The sequence below is a fragment of the Alteromonas ponticola genome (genome assembly GCF_012911815.1).
GTDB lineage: Bacteria > Pseudomonadota > Gammaproteobacteria > Enterobacterales > Alteromonadaceae > Alteromonas > Alteromonas ponticola.
Genome location: NZ_JAATNW010000003.1, coordinates 153,944 through 170,913, shown reverse-complemented (window position 1 = coordinate 170,913; position 16,970 = coordinate 153,944). Strand labels below are relative to the sequence as shown.

Genomic DNA, 16,970 nt, shown 5'->3' with positions numbered 1-16,970 from the left:
TAGTTAAGACACCATTTTAATCGGGATATCTCCCTTGGGAGACTGTTTAAAATTCCACTTCCACGAATTTGTGGTGGTTTTTACTGGTACCATATCAATGCAGTCAACCGGACAAGGCTCAACGCACAGGTCACAACCCGTGCATTCATCAGTAATCACTGTATGCATCTGTTTAGACGCCCCGAGAATAGCGTCAACCGGACACGCCTGAATGCACTTGGTGCAGCCGATACACTCATCTTCACGAATGTAAGCAACTTTTTTTACATCGTTTTCCTGCGCTTCTGCGTTAAGTGGTTTAGGCTCTACCCCCATCAGGTCGGCCAGTTTTTTCATGGTCGCTTCGCCACCGGGTGGGCACTTGTTGATGTCATCGCCATTGGCGATTGCTTCTGCATAAGGACGACAGCCTGGGTAACCACATTGTCCGCATTGGGTTTGTGGAAGTAATTCATCAAGCTGTTGTACCAGCGGATCGCTTTGTACTTTGAAACGGATACTGGCGTAACCTAGTACCAAGCCAAAAGTCAGCGCAAGGGCGCCAATCGCAACTAACGCAATATAGACTGACATCAAAATTTCACCAATCCGCTAAAACCCATGAACGCCATGGACATTAGGCCTGCTGTGATCATGGCTATAGAGGCGCCTTTGAAGGGCACTGGTACGTCGGCCGCAGCCAGGCGTTCACGCATTGCTGCGAATAAAATTAACACCAGCGAAAAACCTAATGCCGCACCCAGGCCATATATAAGACTTTCAATAAGGTTATGTTGTTCTGTCAAATTTAAAAGCGCGACACCGAGGACTGCACAATTTGTCGTAATTAGCGGCAGAAAAATACCTAACAGGCGATAAAGGGTAGGGCTGGTCTTATGCACGACCATCTCGGTAAATTGCACTACCACAGCGATAACCAGAATAAACGCCAGGGTGCGCAAATAACTGATCCCCAATGGCGCCAGTAAGTAGGTTTCAACCAGGTAGCTGCTGACTGAGGCCAGCGTTAACACAAACGTGGTTGCCATAGACATGCCGATGGCGGTTTCCAGTTTTCCGGACACGCCCATAAATGGGCACAAGCCAAGAAACTTAACCAACACAAAATTGTTAACCAATACTGTGCCAACAAGTAGCAGTAAAAATTCTGACATTTAATCTAATGAACCTGATGCTTTAAAACCCGCCAGACAGCACGAAGGCAGTAATCAATAATTATGCGCAAATGATAGCATTCGACTCAAGCGAAACAACACCTTAGTCTGATGCTTAAATAGTGCGGCGTATTATCGCTTTTTATGAACAAATTAACAACTTAGATGAAGTAGTCTTATCGCTGAAATCATTAAGTCTGGAATGCTGGGAAAATGAAGCTATGTGGCAGTGTGAGGTTGGCTCCCCCTCCCCGACTCGAACGGGGGACCTGCGGATTAACAGTCCGTCGCTCTAACCAACTGAGCTAAGGGGGAATCGACCACATTGTGCGATGAAAAGTTGGCTCCCCCTCCCCGACTCGAACGGGGGACCTGCGGATTAACAGTCCGTCGCTCTAACCAACTGAGCTAAGGGGGACCTGCTTTTCAACGGAGGCGAATATTAATGACGTCACATGCTGCTGTCAATAACATTCAACACATTTTTATTATCTATTTTGCATAATGTTATTTTTTGATGCTTTATTGCTCAGATTGAGATCAACGCAATAAAATAATAAGTTTTGTAACTAATAATCCGGTCAGCTGATAGCTTAAAAGTTAAAAACGTTATTCATTAAATCAAACAACTTTATGCAAGTTTTTTTTTATAACAAAATGTGATTAAAGAATACAAACTGGCTATTAAAATGTTATTGACCACTGTCTATTTGTCCAGTTTTTGCTGCAAGTGTAGCCCAAATCGCCAGTTCGTAAGGTTAGTCTTCACTTACACGATCGTACTAGGATCCTGTAAAATATGCCGTCACCATTGGGGTTTGCGTAGTTATCCACTATTTCTGTGGATAACTATGTTGATAAACGAAAGTATAAGACATTTATTTTTAGCGATCTGCTGTATGGATCTGCATATGTGACAGGAAGGTAATAAATAAAATTAATATTAATCAGTCATTTGTGTAATTTTGTTAACTTTACTTGTAGAAAGTGAAATTTAACGTTTTACAGCTGCTGGCTTGTGTGTTATTCGGAAAACTGCCTGAATTCTAAGAGGTTGATTTTTGAGCAGTGTGTAAATGTTACACGGTAAACTAACAAAAATTTAATATTTAGCTTTGAAATAATAAAATGCTGACGCTTCTTACTATAGTGATATTGAGTACGCCTGCTGTGAAGGGTGTCGCAATTTGGCACCAATAAGGTAGGGGCATGAAATCTGCCCACTTTTTGCAACTTCTCTGTTATCTAAAATTAAGAAAAACGCTAATTTCAATGCATAGCCCCCTTATTCTATTTTCAGGCAACTTTATTTTATATTTATCTAAAATATTAGCAGTTGTATTGTTTTAACCGTAGACTGGACACACTAATCCTCCGTGATCCAGGATAGGCTCAACAGAGTCCGATCCTGTGCTTCTAAATATGTGTAAACGAGAATTTAATTTACAGTGACTGCAAAAGCATCAACTTCTAATAATCTTATTCAAGGCAACATTCAGACTACGCTGTACCGCATGACGGTGCCGATGATTATCGGCATGGTTATGATGATGAGTTTTAGTTTAATCGATACTTTTTTTGTGAGCCTTTTAGGAACAGAACAGCTGGCCGCAATCAGCTTCACTTTCCCTGTCACATTTACCGTTATCAGCTTAAACATTGGACTGGGAATAGGAACATCTGCTGTAATTGGTAAACTGCAGGGCAGAGGCGATCCTGAAACGGCTCGGTTTCGTGCCACTGGTGCAATGATGACCTCAGTTCTATTGGTGGGAATCCTTGCCTTTATTGGTATGGTTACCATTGAACCGGTATTTTCTTTGTTAAACGCCTCCCCTGAACTTCTACCCTATATTTCTGACTACATGACCATTTGGTATTTATCCAGTCTTTTTTTAGCGCTGCCAATGGTAGGCAATAGTGTTCTGCGCGCCTGCGGTGATACGCGCACGCCCAGTATTATAATGGCGTCGGGTGGTTTTCTGAATGCTGCATTAGACCCCTTGTTTATATTTGGTTGGGGTCCTATACCTGCAATGGGCATTCAGGGAGCTGCGGTAGCAACACTTATTGCCTGGTCGGTTGGGGCTACCTGGATCATTTATTTATTGGCCATAAAACGTAACCTGATGCTGCCGCGTTTACTCAATTTAACTGAGCTGGTTGAAAATTCTCGTGACATCATGCGTATCGGTTTCCCCGCGGCAGGCGCGAATATGCTTACGCCTATTGCCGGCGGCGTGATGACGGCGGTCGTGGCTACATATGGGGCTGAGGCTGTTGCTGCATGGGGAGTGGGGCATAGGCTTGAATCGATTGCCAGTATTATTATTCTTTCCTTATCCATGACACTACCCCCTTTCATTAGTCAAAATGTGGGAGCGGACAAGTTTAATCGCGTCGAGCAGGCGTATAAACTGACACTCAAATTTATCATGTTATGGCAGTTATTTATTTTTGTTCTGTTGTGGGCGTTGTCCGGACTGATTGCAGATGTATTTGCCAAAGAAGCCGAGGTGGCCAGTCTGATCAAACTATTCCTGGCTATCGTTCCAATAGGCTATGGTTTGCAAGGCGTTATCATACTCACCAACTCGTCATTTAACGCCATGCACAAGCCAATGACCGCACTGGTGTTGAGTGTCATCCGTCTGTTTGTCTTCTTCGTACCCATCTCTTATCTGGGAAGTGTCGTTTACGGCTTAGAAGGGCTTTTTTGGGGAACTGTGGTGGCAAACCTGCTAATGGGCATGGTCGCTTTTTATTGGTTCTCGCGAGAAATTAATCAATTTCGAGAGGAATATAAGGAATCAACAGAATATGAGTAAAGGTTTCGAGCTGGTATCAAAGTATAAGCCGGCTGGCGATCAGCCAAAGGCAATTGAACAATTGATCGATGGGCTTGAAAGTGGCTTGGCGAGTCAGACCTTGTTAGGCGTTACTGGCTCGGGTAAAACCTTTACCATGGCAAACGTGATACAGCAGGTACAACGTCCCACCCTAATACTGGCACATAATAAGACGTTGGCAGCCCAATTGTATGGTGAAATGAAAGAGTTTTTCCCCCATAACTCGGTTGAATACTTTGTTTCTTATTACGATTATTATCAGCCCGAGGCTTACGTTCCCAGCACCGACACCTTTATCGAAAAAGATGCGTCGATCAATGATCACATTGAACAAATGCGTTTATCTGCAACTAAAGCATTAATGGAACGGCGGGATGTGGTAATTGTCGCCAGCGTTTCAGCAATCTACGGTTTGGGTGACCCAGAATCGTACATGAAAATGTTACTGCATTTGCGTCAGGGCGATATCGTTAATCAGCGTGATATATTGCGTCGATTGGCTGAGTTACAGTACAAACGCAACGACCTGGCGTTTGAGCGCGGCTCCTTTAGGGTAAGGGGCGACGTGATCGACATCTTTCCGGCTGACTCTGAAAAGCAAGCGGTACGCGTAGAGCTTTTCGATGAAGAAATTGAAAAAATCAGTTTGTTTGATCCGTTAACGGGGGCAGTTGAAAAATCGGTTGTCAGAACGACGGTTTTTCCAAAGACCCATTACGTCACACCAAGGGACAAAATTCTTAATGCAATTGATCGCATCAAAGAAGAATTGAAAGATCGCAAAGAACAGCTTAAATCGGTGAACAAGTTGTTAGAAGAGCAGCGCATTTCACAACGCACCCAGTTTGATATTGAAATGATGCTTGAGCTGGGATACTGCTCCGGGATCGAAAACTATTCCCGTTATCTTTCAGGCAGGTCACCCGGCGAGCCACCACCAACGTTGATAGATTATTTTCCTGCAGATGGCCTGCTGTTTATTGATGAGTCACACGTTACGGTGTCACAGATTGGGGCAATGTATAAAGGAGACCGGTCGCGCAAGGAGACTTTGGTGGAATACGGCTTCAGGCTACCTTCTGCGCTGGACAACCGGCCATTAAAATTTGAAGAATTTGAACACATCTCACCGCAAACCATCTATGTATCAGCTACACCGGGCAAATACGAGCTGGAAAAATGCGATGGCGACATAGTTGAACAGGTGGTTCGTCCCACCGGTTTGCTGGATCCGGTAATCGAAGTGCGACCAGTTGCCACACAGGTAGATGACGTCCTCTCAGAAATACAACAGCGTGTTAAAGTCGATGAGCGCGTACTGATCACCACGCTGACCAAGCGGATGGCCGAAGATCTAAGTGAATACTTAAATGAACATGGCGTCCGGGTACGTTACTTACACTCTGACATCGACACGGTTGAGCGAATCGAGATTATCCGCGATTTACGACTGGGTAAATTTGATGTGCTGGTGGGGATTAACCTGTTACGGGAAGGCCTGGATATGCCCGAAGTTTCGTTAGTGGCCATTCTGGATGCAGATAAAGAGGGCTTCTTACGTGCAGAACGCTCGCTAATCCAGACCATAGGGCGGGCAGCTCGGCATATTAATGGCAAGGCCATCATGTATGGTGACAAAATTACTGACTCAATGAGAAAGGCCATCGAGGAAACCGATCGTCGCCGTGAAAAACAGCGTGAGCATAACCAGAAACATAATTTGACCCCGCAAAGCCTGGTCAAGCCTATTACAGATATTATGGATGTGGGTGAATCGGCTCATCCTGCTGCAGGTAAAGTTAAACTGCGTAAAGTTGCAGAAAAGCAAAAAGCCCAATCTTATGCCAGCGCGACCGAACTGATGGAGCAGATCAGTGCGTTAGAAAAACAAATGTTCGAATGTGCCAGAGAACTGGAGTTTGAAAAAGCAGCATCGTTAAGAGATGACATTGAGACATTAAGAAAGCAAGTTGTTGCATTGTCTTAAAAATTTGCGTTGTAATCCGATAAACAGTGGCCTAATATGGTTACATAAGTATCCATAACTATACCTATAAAAACGGTGCACCCATGTTAAATCGATTACAAGAGTCAGACATTAAGCTACTTCGAGTGTTTTATGCGGTTGCCAGTTGTAACGGATTTACAGCGGCAGAACCTGTATTACGTATGCAGCGTCCTAATATCAGTGCGGCAATTAAAAAGCTGGAAGAGAGGCTGGATTTGGTTTTATGTCATCGCGGCCGCGGTGGCTTCCAAATGACCAAAGAAGGCGAAGTGGTGTTTCAGGAAACGAAACGAATATTCAACGCTTTTGATAACTTTGTTTTTAACCTCAAATCGTTACATGATGATTATTCTGGCCATATCACTCTGGTCCTAATGGCAGGGTTACCACTTTCTATGCATTTAGCGGTGAGTAAGGCCGTGAAAAGCACGATGAAAAAGTTTGATGATATTCACGTCAATATTCAGACTCGATTATATAACGAAGTAGAACATGTGGCGTTATCGGGAGAATGCCACCTGGTGGTATCGACTTATGACATGGTGAAACCGGAATCCGTCACCTTTCACCCGATTGGCTTAGAGTGCCACGGACGATTATATTGTGCACCTACGCATGAACTCGCAAAATATCGTGACATCGAATCATTGCCCGATAAAGTGAAAATTGAAGACTATCCGGCGATCGGTATTTCTGGATTATCGTCTGCCAACTACATCGAAGATGATCGCCGTCTGGCGATTCAGACTTTCTCCGATTCGTATGATGCGGCAATGTCCGCCATCATGACGGGTGAGTATGTAGGATTGTTGCCAGATTATATGGCGAAAGAGCAGGGGGCAAGTTTAGGTTTGGTGCCCATTGCCCGCGGAAGCTTGTTTAAATTTTCTCACGAACTGTTCGTTATGAACGGTAAAAACACCCGCCTGAATCCGGTGCTGCGACATTGTATTAAAGAGCTTTCCTACTTTATTGCTGAAAGCCAGAAATAGTGAATAAATGAAGTACAAAGAAAGGGCACTCATGAGTGCCCTTTTTCTGTAGTCATACTCAAGGTTATTCGTACTCCAGCGGATCAATGGCGTTATTTTCCTTAAAGGCTTCCAGCCTTTCTTCACAGGCGCCACATTTGCCACAGGCTTTTTCCCGTCCGTTATAGCATGTCCAGGTATAACTATAATCTAACCCCATGTTCAGCCCATCAGTTAAGATGGCCGTTTTGCTGTGATGCAGGTAGGGGGTTACCACATCAATTTTTTCGTAGTTAGCTATCGCGCAGACATCTTTCATTTTTTGCACGAACTCAGGGCGGCAATCAGGATAAATTGCATGGTCTCCCGAGTGAGCACCATAGTAAACGGCTTTTGCCTGCTGACTGACAGCAAACCCTACCGCGAGTGATATTAATATCATATTGCGATTAGGTACGACCGTTTGCTGCATACTGGGTTCTTCATAATGACCTTCTGGTACGTCAATATCATCAGTCAAAGCCGAACCTCCGACCAGGCTATTAATCGCACTGATATCAACAACTTTATGTGGTACACCCAGCATGTTGCATGCGCGCTTAGCGTAATCCAGTTCTTTTTTGTGCCGTTGGCCGTAATTAAATGACAGGGCAACGGGCGCTTTTCCATCGCGAATCGCTTTATTTAACACGGTGAACGAATCCATGCCGCCGGAGAAGATGACAATAACTTTTTCGGACATATTACTTATTAATGAGAAATTGTAGCCGAATTCTAGGTGATTCTTGCTAAAATCCCAACTAGAGAAAAAATAATCGTTACCATTTTATCAATTCGCAGGGGAGTCAGCGTTAAATTTAACGAAGTTGACCAACAATGCGAACTACAGCGAAGGCTATTAAGGAGTGAACGGGTTGTCTGCACAGCTGTTAAAAATTAATGAAATGTTCGAAACTATACAAGGGGAAGGGGTGCATACCGGGTTACCCTCAATCTTTGTGCGTTTACAAGGTTGTCCCGTTGGCTGTCCATGGTGTGATACCAAGCATACCTGGACGCTTGATGATGCATTTCTTACGTCTGCGGATGCAGTGTTAGCTAAACAGCAGGAATCTGAGCATTTCTTCGATGCAGACGAACACGCGCTGCTTTCGCTATTTATTCGGCGAGGTTACCAGGCAAAGCACGTGGTGATCACTGGTGGTGAACCCTGCATGTATGACCTGGTTCCATTCACCCGCTTGTTGCACAACAATGGCTATAGCAGTCAAATTGAAACAAGTGGAACATATGAGATTAAGTGCGATGACGCCACCTGGGTAACGGTTTCACCCAAAGTGGACATGAAGGGCGGGTTACCGGTTCTGGATTCAGCGTTAAGGCGCGCAGATGAAATTAAGCATCCTGTGGCGATGCAAAAACACATTGATGAATTAGACCAGTTGTTACACAGGTTAGGGGATAAAAAACCAGCGCATATTTGTTTGCAACCCATTAGCCAGCAACAACGCGCAACTGATCTGGTAATCAAAACTTGTATCCAGCGAAACTGGCGTTTATCGTTACAAACGCACAAGTACATTGGAATTGAATAACACCATGATGTCACGCATGAAGGGTATCCGGAGAAAAACAGCTAAATTTATAGGCTGCCTGGTGGTTTGTCTGCTGCCTCTATCCGCTATGTCTGCAACCTGGTCATTGACCTACCCGCGTCCCATAGAAGAGGGCGACTTACGCGATGAATACCCACTTGCCTTGCTGACGCTGGCGCTAGAAAAGACGGGCGTCAAATACAGTCTGTTACCGTCAGAACGGATCCTGCTGCAGGGCAAAGCGTTAAGGCAGTTAAAAGAAAACCGTGAAATCAATGTCATGTGGAGCATGACTGATTTGCAACGTGAAAGGGATTTATTGCCCATCAGGATCCCCATAGGCAAAGGGTTAATCGGCTGGCGAGTGTTTCTCATCGCAAAAAATGCGCAACCCCTTTTTGATGATGTGACATCTTTACAAGATCTGATTACTTTAAACCCAGTACAAGGAGAAGAATGGCCTGATACTAAAATTTTACAAGCCAATGGGTTTAATGTAGTGACAGTTAAAGATCATAAACGGGGATTCAGTGCCGTTACGACTAACCGGGCTCACTTTTTTCCACGCTCGGTTATCGAAATTTTGCAAGAACTTAAAATTCCGTCTATTGCCAATGAATTGATGCTGGAAGCTAATCTGGCCATTCACTATCCCACCGCAATGTATTTTTTTGTTAATAAAGGCAACACCACACTGGCGCGGTTGATTGAGACCGGATTACAACGTGCCATTGTAGACGGCTCATTTGATGCGTTGTTTTTATCGTCATATGAAGAAACCTTGAAGCGGTTAGATCTGGATAATAGAAGGGTGTTTCATTTAGAAAACCCCTCACTACCTGAGTTAACCCCGATTGAAGATAAAAAGTTGTGGTACTACCCGGAACAACCGCGAGAAACCACAGAGTAGGGCGAAGGGTAGCTTGAAGACACGCCTGGTTGGCGCGCGTCTTCTATTTAGCACGATTACTGGTTACTACGTGCACGCCTTTCATTGAACGGCCAGACGGGTCGGCATTCGCCTTAAAGCTTGCATCCCATTCCAGCGCTTCTGCCGTACTGCAGGCGATGGATTTTCCTCCCGGAACACATTTTGCCGCACTTTCCTGAGGAAAATAGCTCTCAAAAATAGTGCGATAGTAATATCCCTCTTTGGTATCAGGAGTATTTACCGGGAATCTGAATTCTGCAGCAGCCAACTGTTGATCAGTGACTTCGGTCGCGACAAAGTCGCGAATTGAATCAATCCACGAATAGCCCACGCCGTCACCAAACTGCTCTTTTTGACGCCACAGCACTTCATCGGGTAATACGTCCTGCCCATCAAAGGCTTTACGCAAAATCCATTTTTCCATCTTTTCTGCAGAACACATTTTATCTTGTGGGTTCAAACGCATCGCCACGTCGATAAAGTTCTTATCTAAAAATGGTACGCGCGCTTCCACTCCCCAGGCAGAGGTAGCTTTGTTTGCTCTGGCACAGTCGAACATATGCAAGCGAGCTAACTTACGCACCGTTTCCTCGTGTAGGGCCTGTGCATTCGGTGCTTTATGAAAATACAGGTAACCACCAAAGATTTCATCAGACCCCTCACCGGAGAGCACCATTTTTATCCCCATAGCCTTAATTTTTCGACTCATCAGATACATAGGCGTGGCCGCACGGATAGTGGTGGTGTCGTAAGTTTCTAAGTGATAGATCACATCTCGAATTGCATCTAAGCCTTCTTGTACAGTGAAATGTATTTCGTGATGAACAGTGCCAATTTTATCGGCAACCTTGCGGGCAGCTAATAAGTCAGGCGCGTCTTTAAGCCCAACCGCGAAACTATGTAATCGCGGCCACCAGGCCTGTGACTTATCTTCATCTTCCACCCGGTTGGCAGCGTATTGTGCCGCTATGGCAGAAACCAGCGACGAGTCTAATCCGCCCGATAATAACACGCCGTAAGGAACATCAGACATTAAATGGGTTTTAACCGCTTTTTCAAATGCCTGTTTAAGCGCTGCCAGGTCACTCTGATTATCCTTGACTGCATCATAGCTCATCCAGTCACGCTGATAGTACTGCGTCACCTTGCCATCCTTACTCCACAAATAATGGCCAGGAGGAAATTCACTGATAGTCTTACATATAGGGGCGAGCGCTTTCATCTCAGATGATACATAAAAATTACCGTGTTCATCGTAGCCAGTATATAGGGGGATGATACCCATATGATCACGCGCTATCAGATAGGCATCCTGGCTTTCGTCATATAATACAAACGCAAACATACCTTCAAGGGAATCGATAAAGGCTTCGCCTTGTTCTTTAAACAGCGGCAGTATCACTTCGCAATCAGACTTGGTTTTAAACGTATAGGGCTGGTTTAACTGTGCCTCGAGCTGTTTGTGATTATAAATTTCACCATTAACCGCCAGAATCTGCTTGCCATCCTGGCTGATTAACGGTTGTGCCCCGTTGTCGACGTCCACAATGGCCAAGCGCTCATGACACAGGATGGTATTATTATTATTCCAGATACCTGACCAGTCTGGGCCGCGATGACGCAGCAACTTGGCTAGATCAAGCGCCTGAGTACGCAGCTCAGACACATCGGTTTTTATATCCAGAATAGCGAAAATACCGCACATAATAAGGGATCTCTCTTATCAGTAGTTAATTTAAGATTTGTCGTTTCTGTCGGGTAAGAGGAGAGATTATTGGTGGCTTACCTGTTCTATTATTGTAGGTAGCGCTTTTTATTTATGATTGAGTAAAACTCAATTCTCCTTGCTTGACTGTGCCATTGTGTGCAAAAAAAGCAAGCGAAAATATAAAGGATTGACGAAATAAAAAAGCCAGACGATTAATTGTCTGGCTTTAACCTAAATTGCGACCTTACTTGCGTTGGAATTCGCTTTCTTGTTTCCAGTTAGGCCATTCGCTTGCATTGGCCACATCATAGCCTACTTCAAACAGCATCTGTGTATCCTGCGCTATGCCAGATAAATCCCAGCTGTCACGGTATTGGTCACAGACCTGATGATAACAACCAGTAACTATCACTTTCATTCGCTTGCGATATTTTGCAGTTTCTTCGTCGAAAGGCTCAGTGCCACCTTTTGCGTAAAGTGCCGGTACGCCTTGTTTGGCAAAGCTGAAATGATCAGAACGATAGTAATAACCCGCCTCCGGACGATCTTCCTGGGTTAAGTGGCGGCCTTGATTTGATGCGGCTTCTTCAAGATACGCTTCCATGTCTGACTTACCCATCCCAACCACGGATACATCCTTCGTTTTACCCAATACGTTCATTGCATCCATATTGATATTCGCCACTGTTTGTTCAATAGGAATAACCGGATTATCCGCATAGTATTTCGAACCAAGCAGGCCCTGTTCTTCGGCGGTGACGATCAAAAAGGTGATCGAGCGCTTTGGCGGTGTAGAGAGTTGTGCAAACGCACCAGCCATAACCACAGAAGCCGCGGTTCCAGTCGCATTGTCATGCGCACCATTATAGATCTGGTCGCCTTCCAATGACTCATCTTTACCTAGATGATCCCAGTGAGCCGTGAAAATAATATGTTCCTCAGGTAACTCAGACCCCGGTAAGGTAGCGATGAAATTGTAACTTTTCGATTTTTTAAATTCATTTTTTACGGTAACGGACGCGCTGATATCCATTTCCTTTGCATAAGGTCCTTGCATGGCCTTCGCTTTTTCTTTATCAAAATCGAGTCCAGCGTCACTAAACACTTTTTTAGCCGCATCAAGTGTCAACCAGCCTTCCATTGATACTCTGCTGGCTCCGCCGTCTTTACTGACCAATCCATACTGAGGACCGCTCCAGCTATTAGCAACAACTGACCACCCGTAAGAAGCCGGTGCAGTTTCATGAACGATTAACGCGCCAGTTGCACCTTGACGACTCGCCTCTTCATATTTGTAGCTCCAGCGACCATAGTAAGTCATGGTGGTGCCCTGGAATTTTCCGCTGTCAGGATTTTCGAATCCGGGATCATTCACAAGAATAACCACGGTCTTGCCTTCGACATCCAGGCCTTCGTAATCATTCCAGTCATATTCAGGGGCATTTACACCATAGCCTACGAAGACTAACTCAGAGTCGTTGATGTTGACTTCGGCTTGCTCGCGTTTGGATGACGCCACCATATCTTCTTTATAAGCAAATTGATTATCACCGATTTGCAAAACCATATTCGGATCTGCGGTAATTTCCATTAACGCAACTTCCTGCAAATAGCTGTCACCATTGCCGGGTTGGAAACCGACTTTTTGAAATTCGCCGGTTAAATAATCGAGGGTTTTTTTCTCGCCAATCGTGGTGGGGAGACGACCTTCGAATTCATCAGAAGCCAGCGTTTTTATTGGTGCACGAAACTGCTCAGCATCGATACTGTTATAGACTGCGTCAAAATTTGAAGAGGCAGGGGTGGAGTTGTCTGGAGAAGATACCGATTTTTCAGTGTCAACGCATGCCGTTAGTCCCAGGGTTGAGGTGACTAAAAATGGCAAAAGAATTTTTTTCATTTTTTATCTCTGTTTGCTCTACAATCAAGCCCAGTATAGAGAAAAGCTTTTTTATTACCAACTGGTACCGATGAATTTAAATGATAATAAGATAAGTTGGCCTGAAGCATTGGCCACGTCCCTGAGATATCCCCCTCTCAATCAATATCGAAACAATTTCAGCCTGACTGATTTCTTCTTGTCACCTAGTGCAGAAGAACTTAACGAATTAGCCAACCGGATAGCCATTGCCTCTGATCCATTACCGAAATTTCTGGCGAACCACCATTTTGAGGACGATTCGCGCTATTATGAAGAGATAATTTGTCAAAGCCATGTCGTTCCAACCCGCGAAAATAACTGGCATGATTTCTTTAACGCGCTGGTGTGGATGCAATTTCCACGAACCAAACGATTACTCAGTGAGCTTCATCAACGTGACATCAGGCAGTATGGCCTCAATCCGCGCACGTCGCGGCGTCATCACATCACCCATTTTGACGAATGCGGTATTATCCTAGCCGTCCCATCCGGTCAGATTGCAAAAGCAAATGAGCTGTTAACGTTATTAGCAAACCATGAGTGGGAACGGGCATTTATTGAAAGTAAAAGTGAGTGGCATCACACCCTTTTTCCCGTTGTTTTCGGGCATGCGATGCTTGAGATGATGCTGCATCCTTTTGTAGGTTTAACGGCTAAGTGGCTTGCCGTAGAAGTGAGCGATGATTACGCAGAACTTTCGTTTCATCAACGAAATCGAGTGTTGGACCATGCGCTGTTGGCAAGAGTGGAATCGATCAACCATTTCGATGCACCGCGCCCATTGAAACCATTACCTATTTTGGGCGTACCTGACTGGTATCGGGGACAATCAGAGTCGTTTTACGCAAACAGGGAATATTTCAGGCCATTAACACGCCAATATCAATGGCCTGACTTTATATTGCTTTAAATTAAAATGATAACAAACCAGATTGCCCAGATGATGGCGTAAGGCGCAACTGCGATGGTCGCGGCCTTTTTGGTAGAAAAGCTTGTCCATTGACTGATACCAACTGCCATTAAGTAGATGGACCAGAACGCGTCAAGCTTCATGGACTGGGCAAATGCGAACCATGACGAACTCATATCAACACTGAACAGGTAGGCAACAGACAGAGGGGCCAACACCGTCGGTGAAATCTGATGATCTCCGGCAACTAGAATCAGAATTAATGCCGCTAGGCTGCTGACCACTACAGGCATACCAATCCACCAGGTCATCCCATACCAGTCGGTAAAGCCTTGTACATTCTCTTCATCTGAACGTGTAGCCAGGTTTAAATAAAGCGCGACAATCGCATTTATCAAAATATATCCGAAAAAGATGGCGACTGAGGCAAAACTAAGCGCTGCGGTGGGGGTAATTTGTTGACGAAATTGATCTTGCTCAGCGGGTGTACGATCGCCATATTGAGCGTCAACCAGTAGTTCGGTATACCAATTAAAGTCAACAAAATTGAAATACACGTATTGCGGTAAAATAGTGACCAGAATGACGATAAAAAACGGCAGCCAGGACCAATTATTTTTTTCAGCCAGCGCGCGAAAAACGCCATTAGGGCGAAAAAAAATGTCATTACACGCCTGGATAGGGTTGCTAACGGTGTGCATCCAATGCTCCTTATAAGTAGTTGATGTGGAAAGCATACTGACTTCTGGTCAATTAGTACACTTGCAATGATAACTTTGAAATAGTTTGAATCATTTTTTTTTGTTAATTGACATCAATTCCCATTATGCTGGACCGATACCTGGAAGGTTGTCGCATCTTTGCCAGAGAACAAATAATAAAGAGAGTAACAAAGGTTAAGGGAACTCACATGATATCAATATCGCACCTGGCGAAAAAATTCGCTGTGGAAAATCCAAAAAAGCTCAGTGAGCAGGAAAAAAAGGACCCCCGTCTCAAGGGCAAATTTTTTCATTCGGTAAAAGACGTGTCATTTACATGTGACAAGGGCGAAGTGCTGGGACTGCTAGGTCCAAACGGCGCGGGAAAAACTACCACCTTAAGAATGCTTTCCACAGCACTGAAACCAGATGGTGGTGAAATAGTTCTGGAAGGCGTCAATGTCGTGCGCGACCCGCTGCTGGCGCGCAAAAAAATTGGTTTTCTTTCTGGCTCTACGGGCTTGTACGGTAAATTAACCGGCCGTGAAAATATAACTTATTTCGGACAGCTTCACGGTATGCAGTTGCAGGCAATACAGCAAAAAATTAATGAACTTGCCGATACGCTGGATTTACATAGTTTTTTAGACCGCCGCTGCGCCAATTATTCAACCGGAATGAAGCAACGCATTGCCATTGCCAGAACCGTCGTCCATGAGCCTAAAGTGGTTATTTTGGACGAGCCGACCACTGGGCTGGATATTATGGCAACCCAGACTGTATTAAATTTTATCCGTGGGCTGAAAAATCAGGGCGTACCAGTTATTTTCTCGACTCACCATCTCGCTGAAGTGGACGAGTTGTGTGACCGGGTATCAGTGATCAACCATGGGTTAACTGAGTTTGACGATACCATCGCTGCTTTTCGTGAGCTGGCCCCGCAATCATTGCATCAGGCATTTCTTCATACACTTAAACAGGACGTTTCCTCATGTGGTTAGTATTTTTAAAAGAGATTAAAGAATTGGTACGCGACAAAAAAACGCTGTTTTTTATGATTGCGTTACCCATGATAGTGTTCCCGTTAATTATTGGTGGCGTAGCCTGGTTTTCAGGTAAAGCGCTGCAAGAGGCGCAAACCAAGACACTCTCTTACTCTATTGTAGGTGCTGAGCGTGCGCCCCAGATTGCGGAGCAGCTGAACACTGAGAACGGCTTTGAAGCAATCACAATGTCAGCAGACACGGATTTCAAAGGGTGGATCAAATCTGAACAAGCGGATTTTGTTATTGTGATCCCCGAAAATTACGGTGAAAACCCGCTGCAGACCGGACAAATCAAGATTCAGGTTTATTTAAATGACGCTAATCTTAATATGGTGGAGAGCCGGTTAAATAAAATCGTAGATGACATTGCTGAGCAAAACCAGCAAAGGGCATTTGAAGCGTTGGAGCTGAATGCGTCACAGCAACAAGCGTTAATCGAACCGATTGTGCTTGAGAAAGTTGATATTGCCGATAAACGCGAAAGTATTGGACATAAAATTGGTGGGTTCATCCCGTATTTTATCTTTATTTTGTGTCTTCAGGGGGCAATGATCCCGGCGACAGATCTTGGTGCCGGTGAGAAGGAACGAGGGACCCTGGAAACCCTGCTTATTTCACCAATCGAACGGCATAAACTCGTATTAGGGAAATTTATCACCATTGGTTTTGCCGGAGTGGTGTCTGCGCTGGTAACGGTAGCCAGCATGGCAATATGGGGGATCGTGCTTAGCCAGGGTATGGCGATTGAATTAGTTGCTGAATTTATGGGTTCGATCAGCATTATTGATTTCATTTTAATGTTTCTAATGTTGGTTCCGGTAGTGGCCATTTTTGCTGCAGTATTGTTAAGTTTGTCGATCTACGCGCGTACCTTCAAGGAAGCACAAGGCTACATGACGCCCCTGGTGATGGTGGTAATTGTACCGGTTGTATTGTCGATGCTACCTGGGGTCGAGTTAAAAGGCGGCTGGGCGTGGGTACCGTTGACCAATGTTGCATTGGCCATTCGTGAACTCATCAAGGGTACGATGGACTATATGCAATTAGTCGCGATATTCGGTTCTACCGCTATTATCGCCGGAATACTGTTAGGATTTTGTGTGTACTGGTTTAATAAAGAAAAAGTGTTGTTCAGATAGAGACAAAAACCTGCCGCTTGGGCAGGTTTTTTTTCGC

14 protein-coding genes and 2 tRNA genes are annotated in these 16,970 nt (G+C 44.7%); 8 read left to right on the top strand and 8 right to left on the bottom strand.

Annotated elements, in window-relative coordinates:
- Positions 1-3: 3 nt before the first annotated feature.
- From rsxB to HCJ96_RS05645, 4 genes are all read right to left on the bottom strand, one after another.
- The gene (gene rsxB / locus HCJ96_RS05660; protein WP_169210070.1) at positions 4-573 is read right to left on the bottom strand and encodes an electron transport complex subunit RsxB; all 570 of its coding nucleotides are present in this window, start codon (positions 571-573) and stop codon (positions 4-6) included.
- Positions 573-1,154, bottom strand: a complete 582-nt coding sequence (gene rsxA, locus HCJ96_RS05655) for an electron transport complex subunit RsxA (protein ID WP_169210069.1) — start codon at positions 1,152-1,154, stop codon at positions 573-575. The genes rsxB and rsxA overlap by 1 nt, the downstream gene beginning before the upstream one ends.
- Before the next feature lie 238 nt (positions 1,155-1,392).
- Positions 1,393-1,469, bottom strand: a tRNA-Asn gene (locus HCJ96_RS05650).
- Between the two features lie 26 nt (positions 1,470-1,495).
- Positions 1,496-1,572, bottom strand: a tRNA-Asn gene (locus HCJ96_RS05645).
- Positions 1,573-2,602: 1,030 nt separating this feature from the next.
- Here HCJ96_RS05645 and HCJ96_RS05640 point away from each other — a divergent pair.
- The 3 genes from HCJ96_RS05640 to HCJ96_RS05630 all read left to right on the top strand — a co-directional run bounded on the left by HCJ96_RS05640 (position 2,603) and on the right by HCJ96_RS05630 (position 7,003).
- Complete coding sequence (locus HCJ96_RS05640; protein WP_169210068.1) at positions 2,603-3,982, top strand: MATE family efflux transporter; 1,380 nt, start codon at positions 2,603-2,605, stop codon at positions 3,980-3,982.
- Positions 3,975-5,990 (top strand): excinuclease ABC subunit UvrB, encoded by a 2,016-nt coding sequence (gene uvrB / locus HCJ96_RS05635; protein ID WP_169210067.1) that lies wholly within the window; start codon positions 3,975-3,977, stop codon positions 5,988-5,990. Before HCJ96_RS05640 ends, uvrB begins: the two co-directional genes overlap by 8 nt.
- A gap of 83 nt (positions 5,991-6,073) precedes the next feature.
- Positions 6,074-7,003: a LysR family transcriptional regulator gene (locus tag HCJ96_RS05630; protein WP_169210066.1), complete on the top strand. Its 930-nt coding sequence runs from the start codon at positions 6,074-6,076 to the stop codon at positions 7,001-7,003.
- Between the two features lie 64 nt (positions 7,004-7,067).
- Here the strand turns inward: HCJ96_RS05630 and queC are convergent, their stop codons facing one another.
- A complete protein-coding gene (gene queC, locus HCJ96_RS05625; protein WP_169210065.1) occupies positions 7,068-7,724 on the bottom strand; it encodes a 7-cyano-7-deazaguanine synthase QueC in 657 nt (218 codons plus the stop codon).
- A 202-nt stretch (positions 7,725-7,926) separates the two neighbouring features.
- Between queC and queE the strand changes: the two genes are divergently transcribed.
- On the top strand, positions 7,927-8,577 hold the full coding sequence (gene queE, locus HCJ96_RS05620; protein ID WP_169210354.1) for a 7-carboxy-7-deazaguanine synthase QueE: 651 nt from the start codon (positions 7,927-7,929) through the stop codon (positions 8,575-8,577).
- A gap of 16 nt (positions 8,578-8,593) precedes the next feature.
- A complete protein-coding gene (locus HCJ96_RS05615) occupies positions 8,594-9,487 on the top strand; it encodes a transporter substrate-binding domain-containing protein (protein WP_246261177.1) in 894 nt (297 codons plus the stop codon).
- Between the two features lie 43 nt (positions 9,488-9,530).
- Here HCJ96_RS05615 and asnB read toward each other — a convergent pair whose 3' ends face one another.
- Positions 9,531-11,213, bottom strand: coding sequence for an asparagine synthase B (gene asnB, locus HCJ96_RS05610; RefSeq protein WP_169210064.1), 1,683 nt, complete (start codon positions 11,211-11,213; stop codon positions 9,531-9,533).
- Between the two features lie 247 nt (positions 11,214-11,460).
- Complete coding sequence (locus HCJ96_RS05605; protein WP_169210063.1) at positions 11,461-13,116, bottom strand: M28 family metallopeptidase; 1,656 nt, start codon at positions 13,114-13,116, stop codon at positions 11,461-11,463.
- A gap of 70 nt (positions 13,117-13,186) precedes the next feature.
- Between HCJ96_RS05605 and HCJ96_RS05600 the strand changes: the two genes are divergently transcribed.
- Entirely contained in the window at positions 13,187-14,047 is an 861-nt protein-coding gene (locus HCJ96_RS05600; protein ID WP_169210062.1) for a DUF3025 domain-containing protein, read from the top strand.
- Here HCJ96_RS05600 and HCJ96_RS05595 read toward each other — a convergent pair.
- Complete coding sequence (locus tag HCJ96_RS05595; protein WP_169210061.1) at positions 14,044-14,748, bottom strand: YIP1 family protein; 705 nt, start codon at positions 14,746-14,748, stop codon at positions 14,044-14,046. The genes HCJ96_RS05600 and HCJ96_RS05595 overlap by 4 nt on opposite strands.
- Before the next feature lie 209 nt (positions 14,749-14,957).
- Between HCJ96_RS05595 and HCJ96_RS05590 the strand changes: the two genes are divergently transcribed.
- Together HCJ96_RS05590 and HCJ96_RS05585 are read left to right on the top strand one after the other, a co-directional pair.
- Positions 14,958-15,749 carry an ABC transporter ATP-binding protein gene (locus HCJ96_RS05590; RefSeq protein ID WP_169210060.1) on the top strand — a complete coding sequence of 264 codons (792 nt, stop codon included), beginning with the start codon at positions 14,958-14,960 and terminating at the stop codon, positions 15,747-15,749.
- The gene (locus tag HCJ96_RS05585) at positions 15,740-16,933 is read left to right on the top strand and encodes an ABC transporter permease (RefSeq protein WP_169210059.1); all 1,194 of its coding nucleotides are present in this window, start codon (positions 15,740-15,742) and stop codon (positions 16,931-16,933) included. Before HCJ96_RS05590 ends, HCJ96_RS05585 begins: the two co-directional genes overlap by 10 nt.
- The last annotated feature ends 37 nt before the right edge of the window (positions 16,934-16,970 follow it).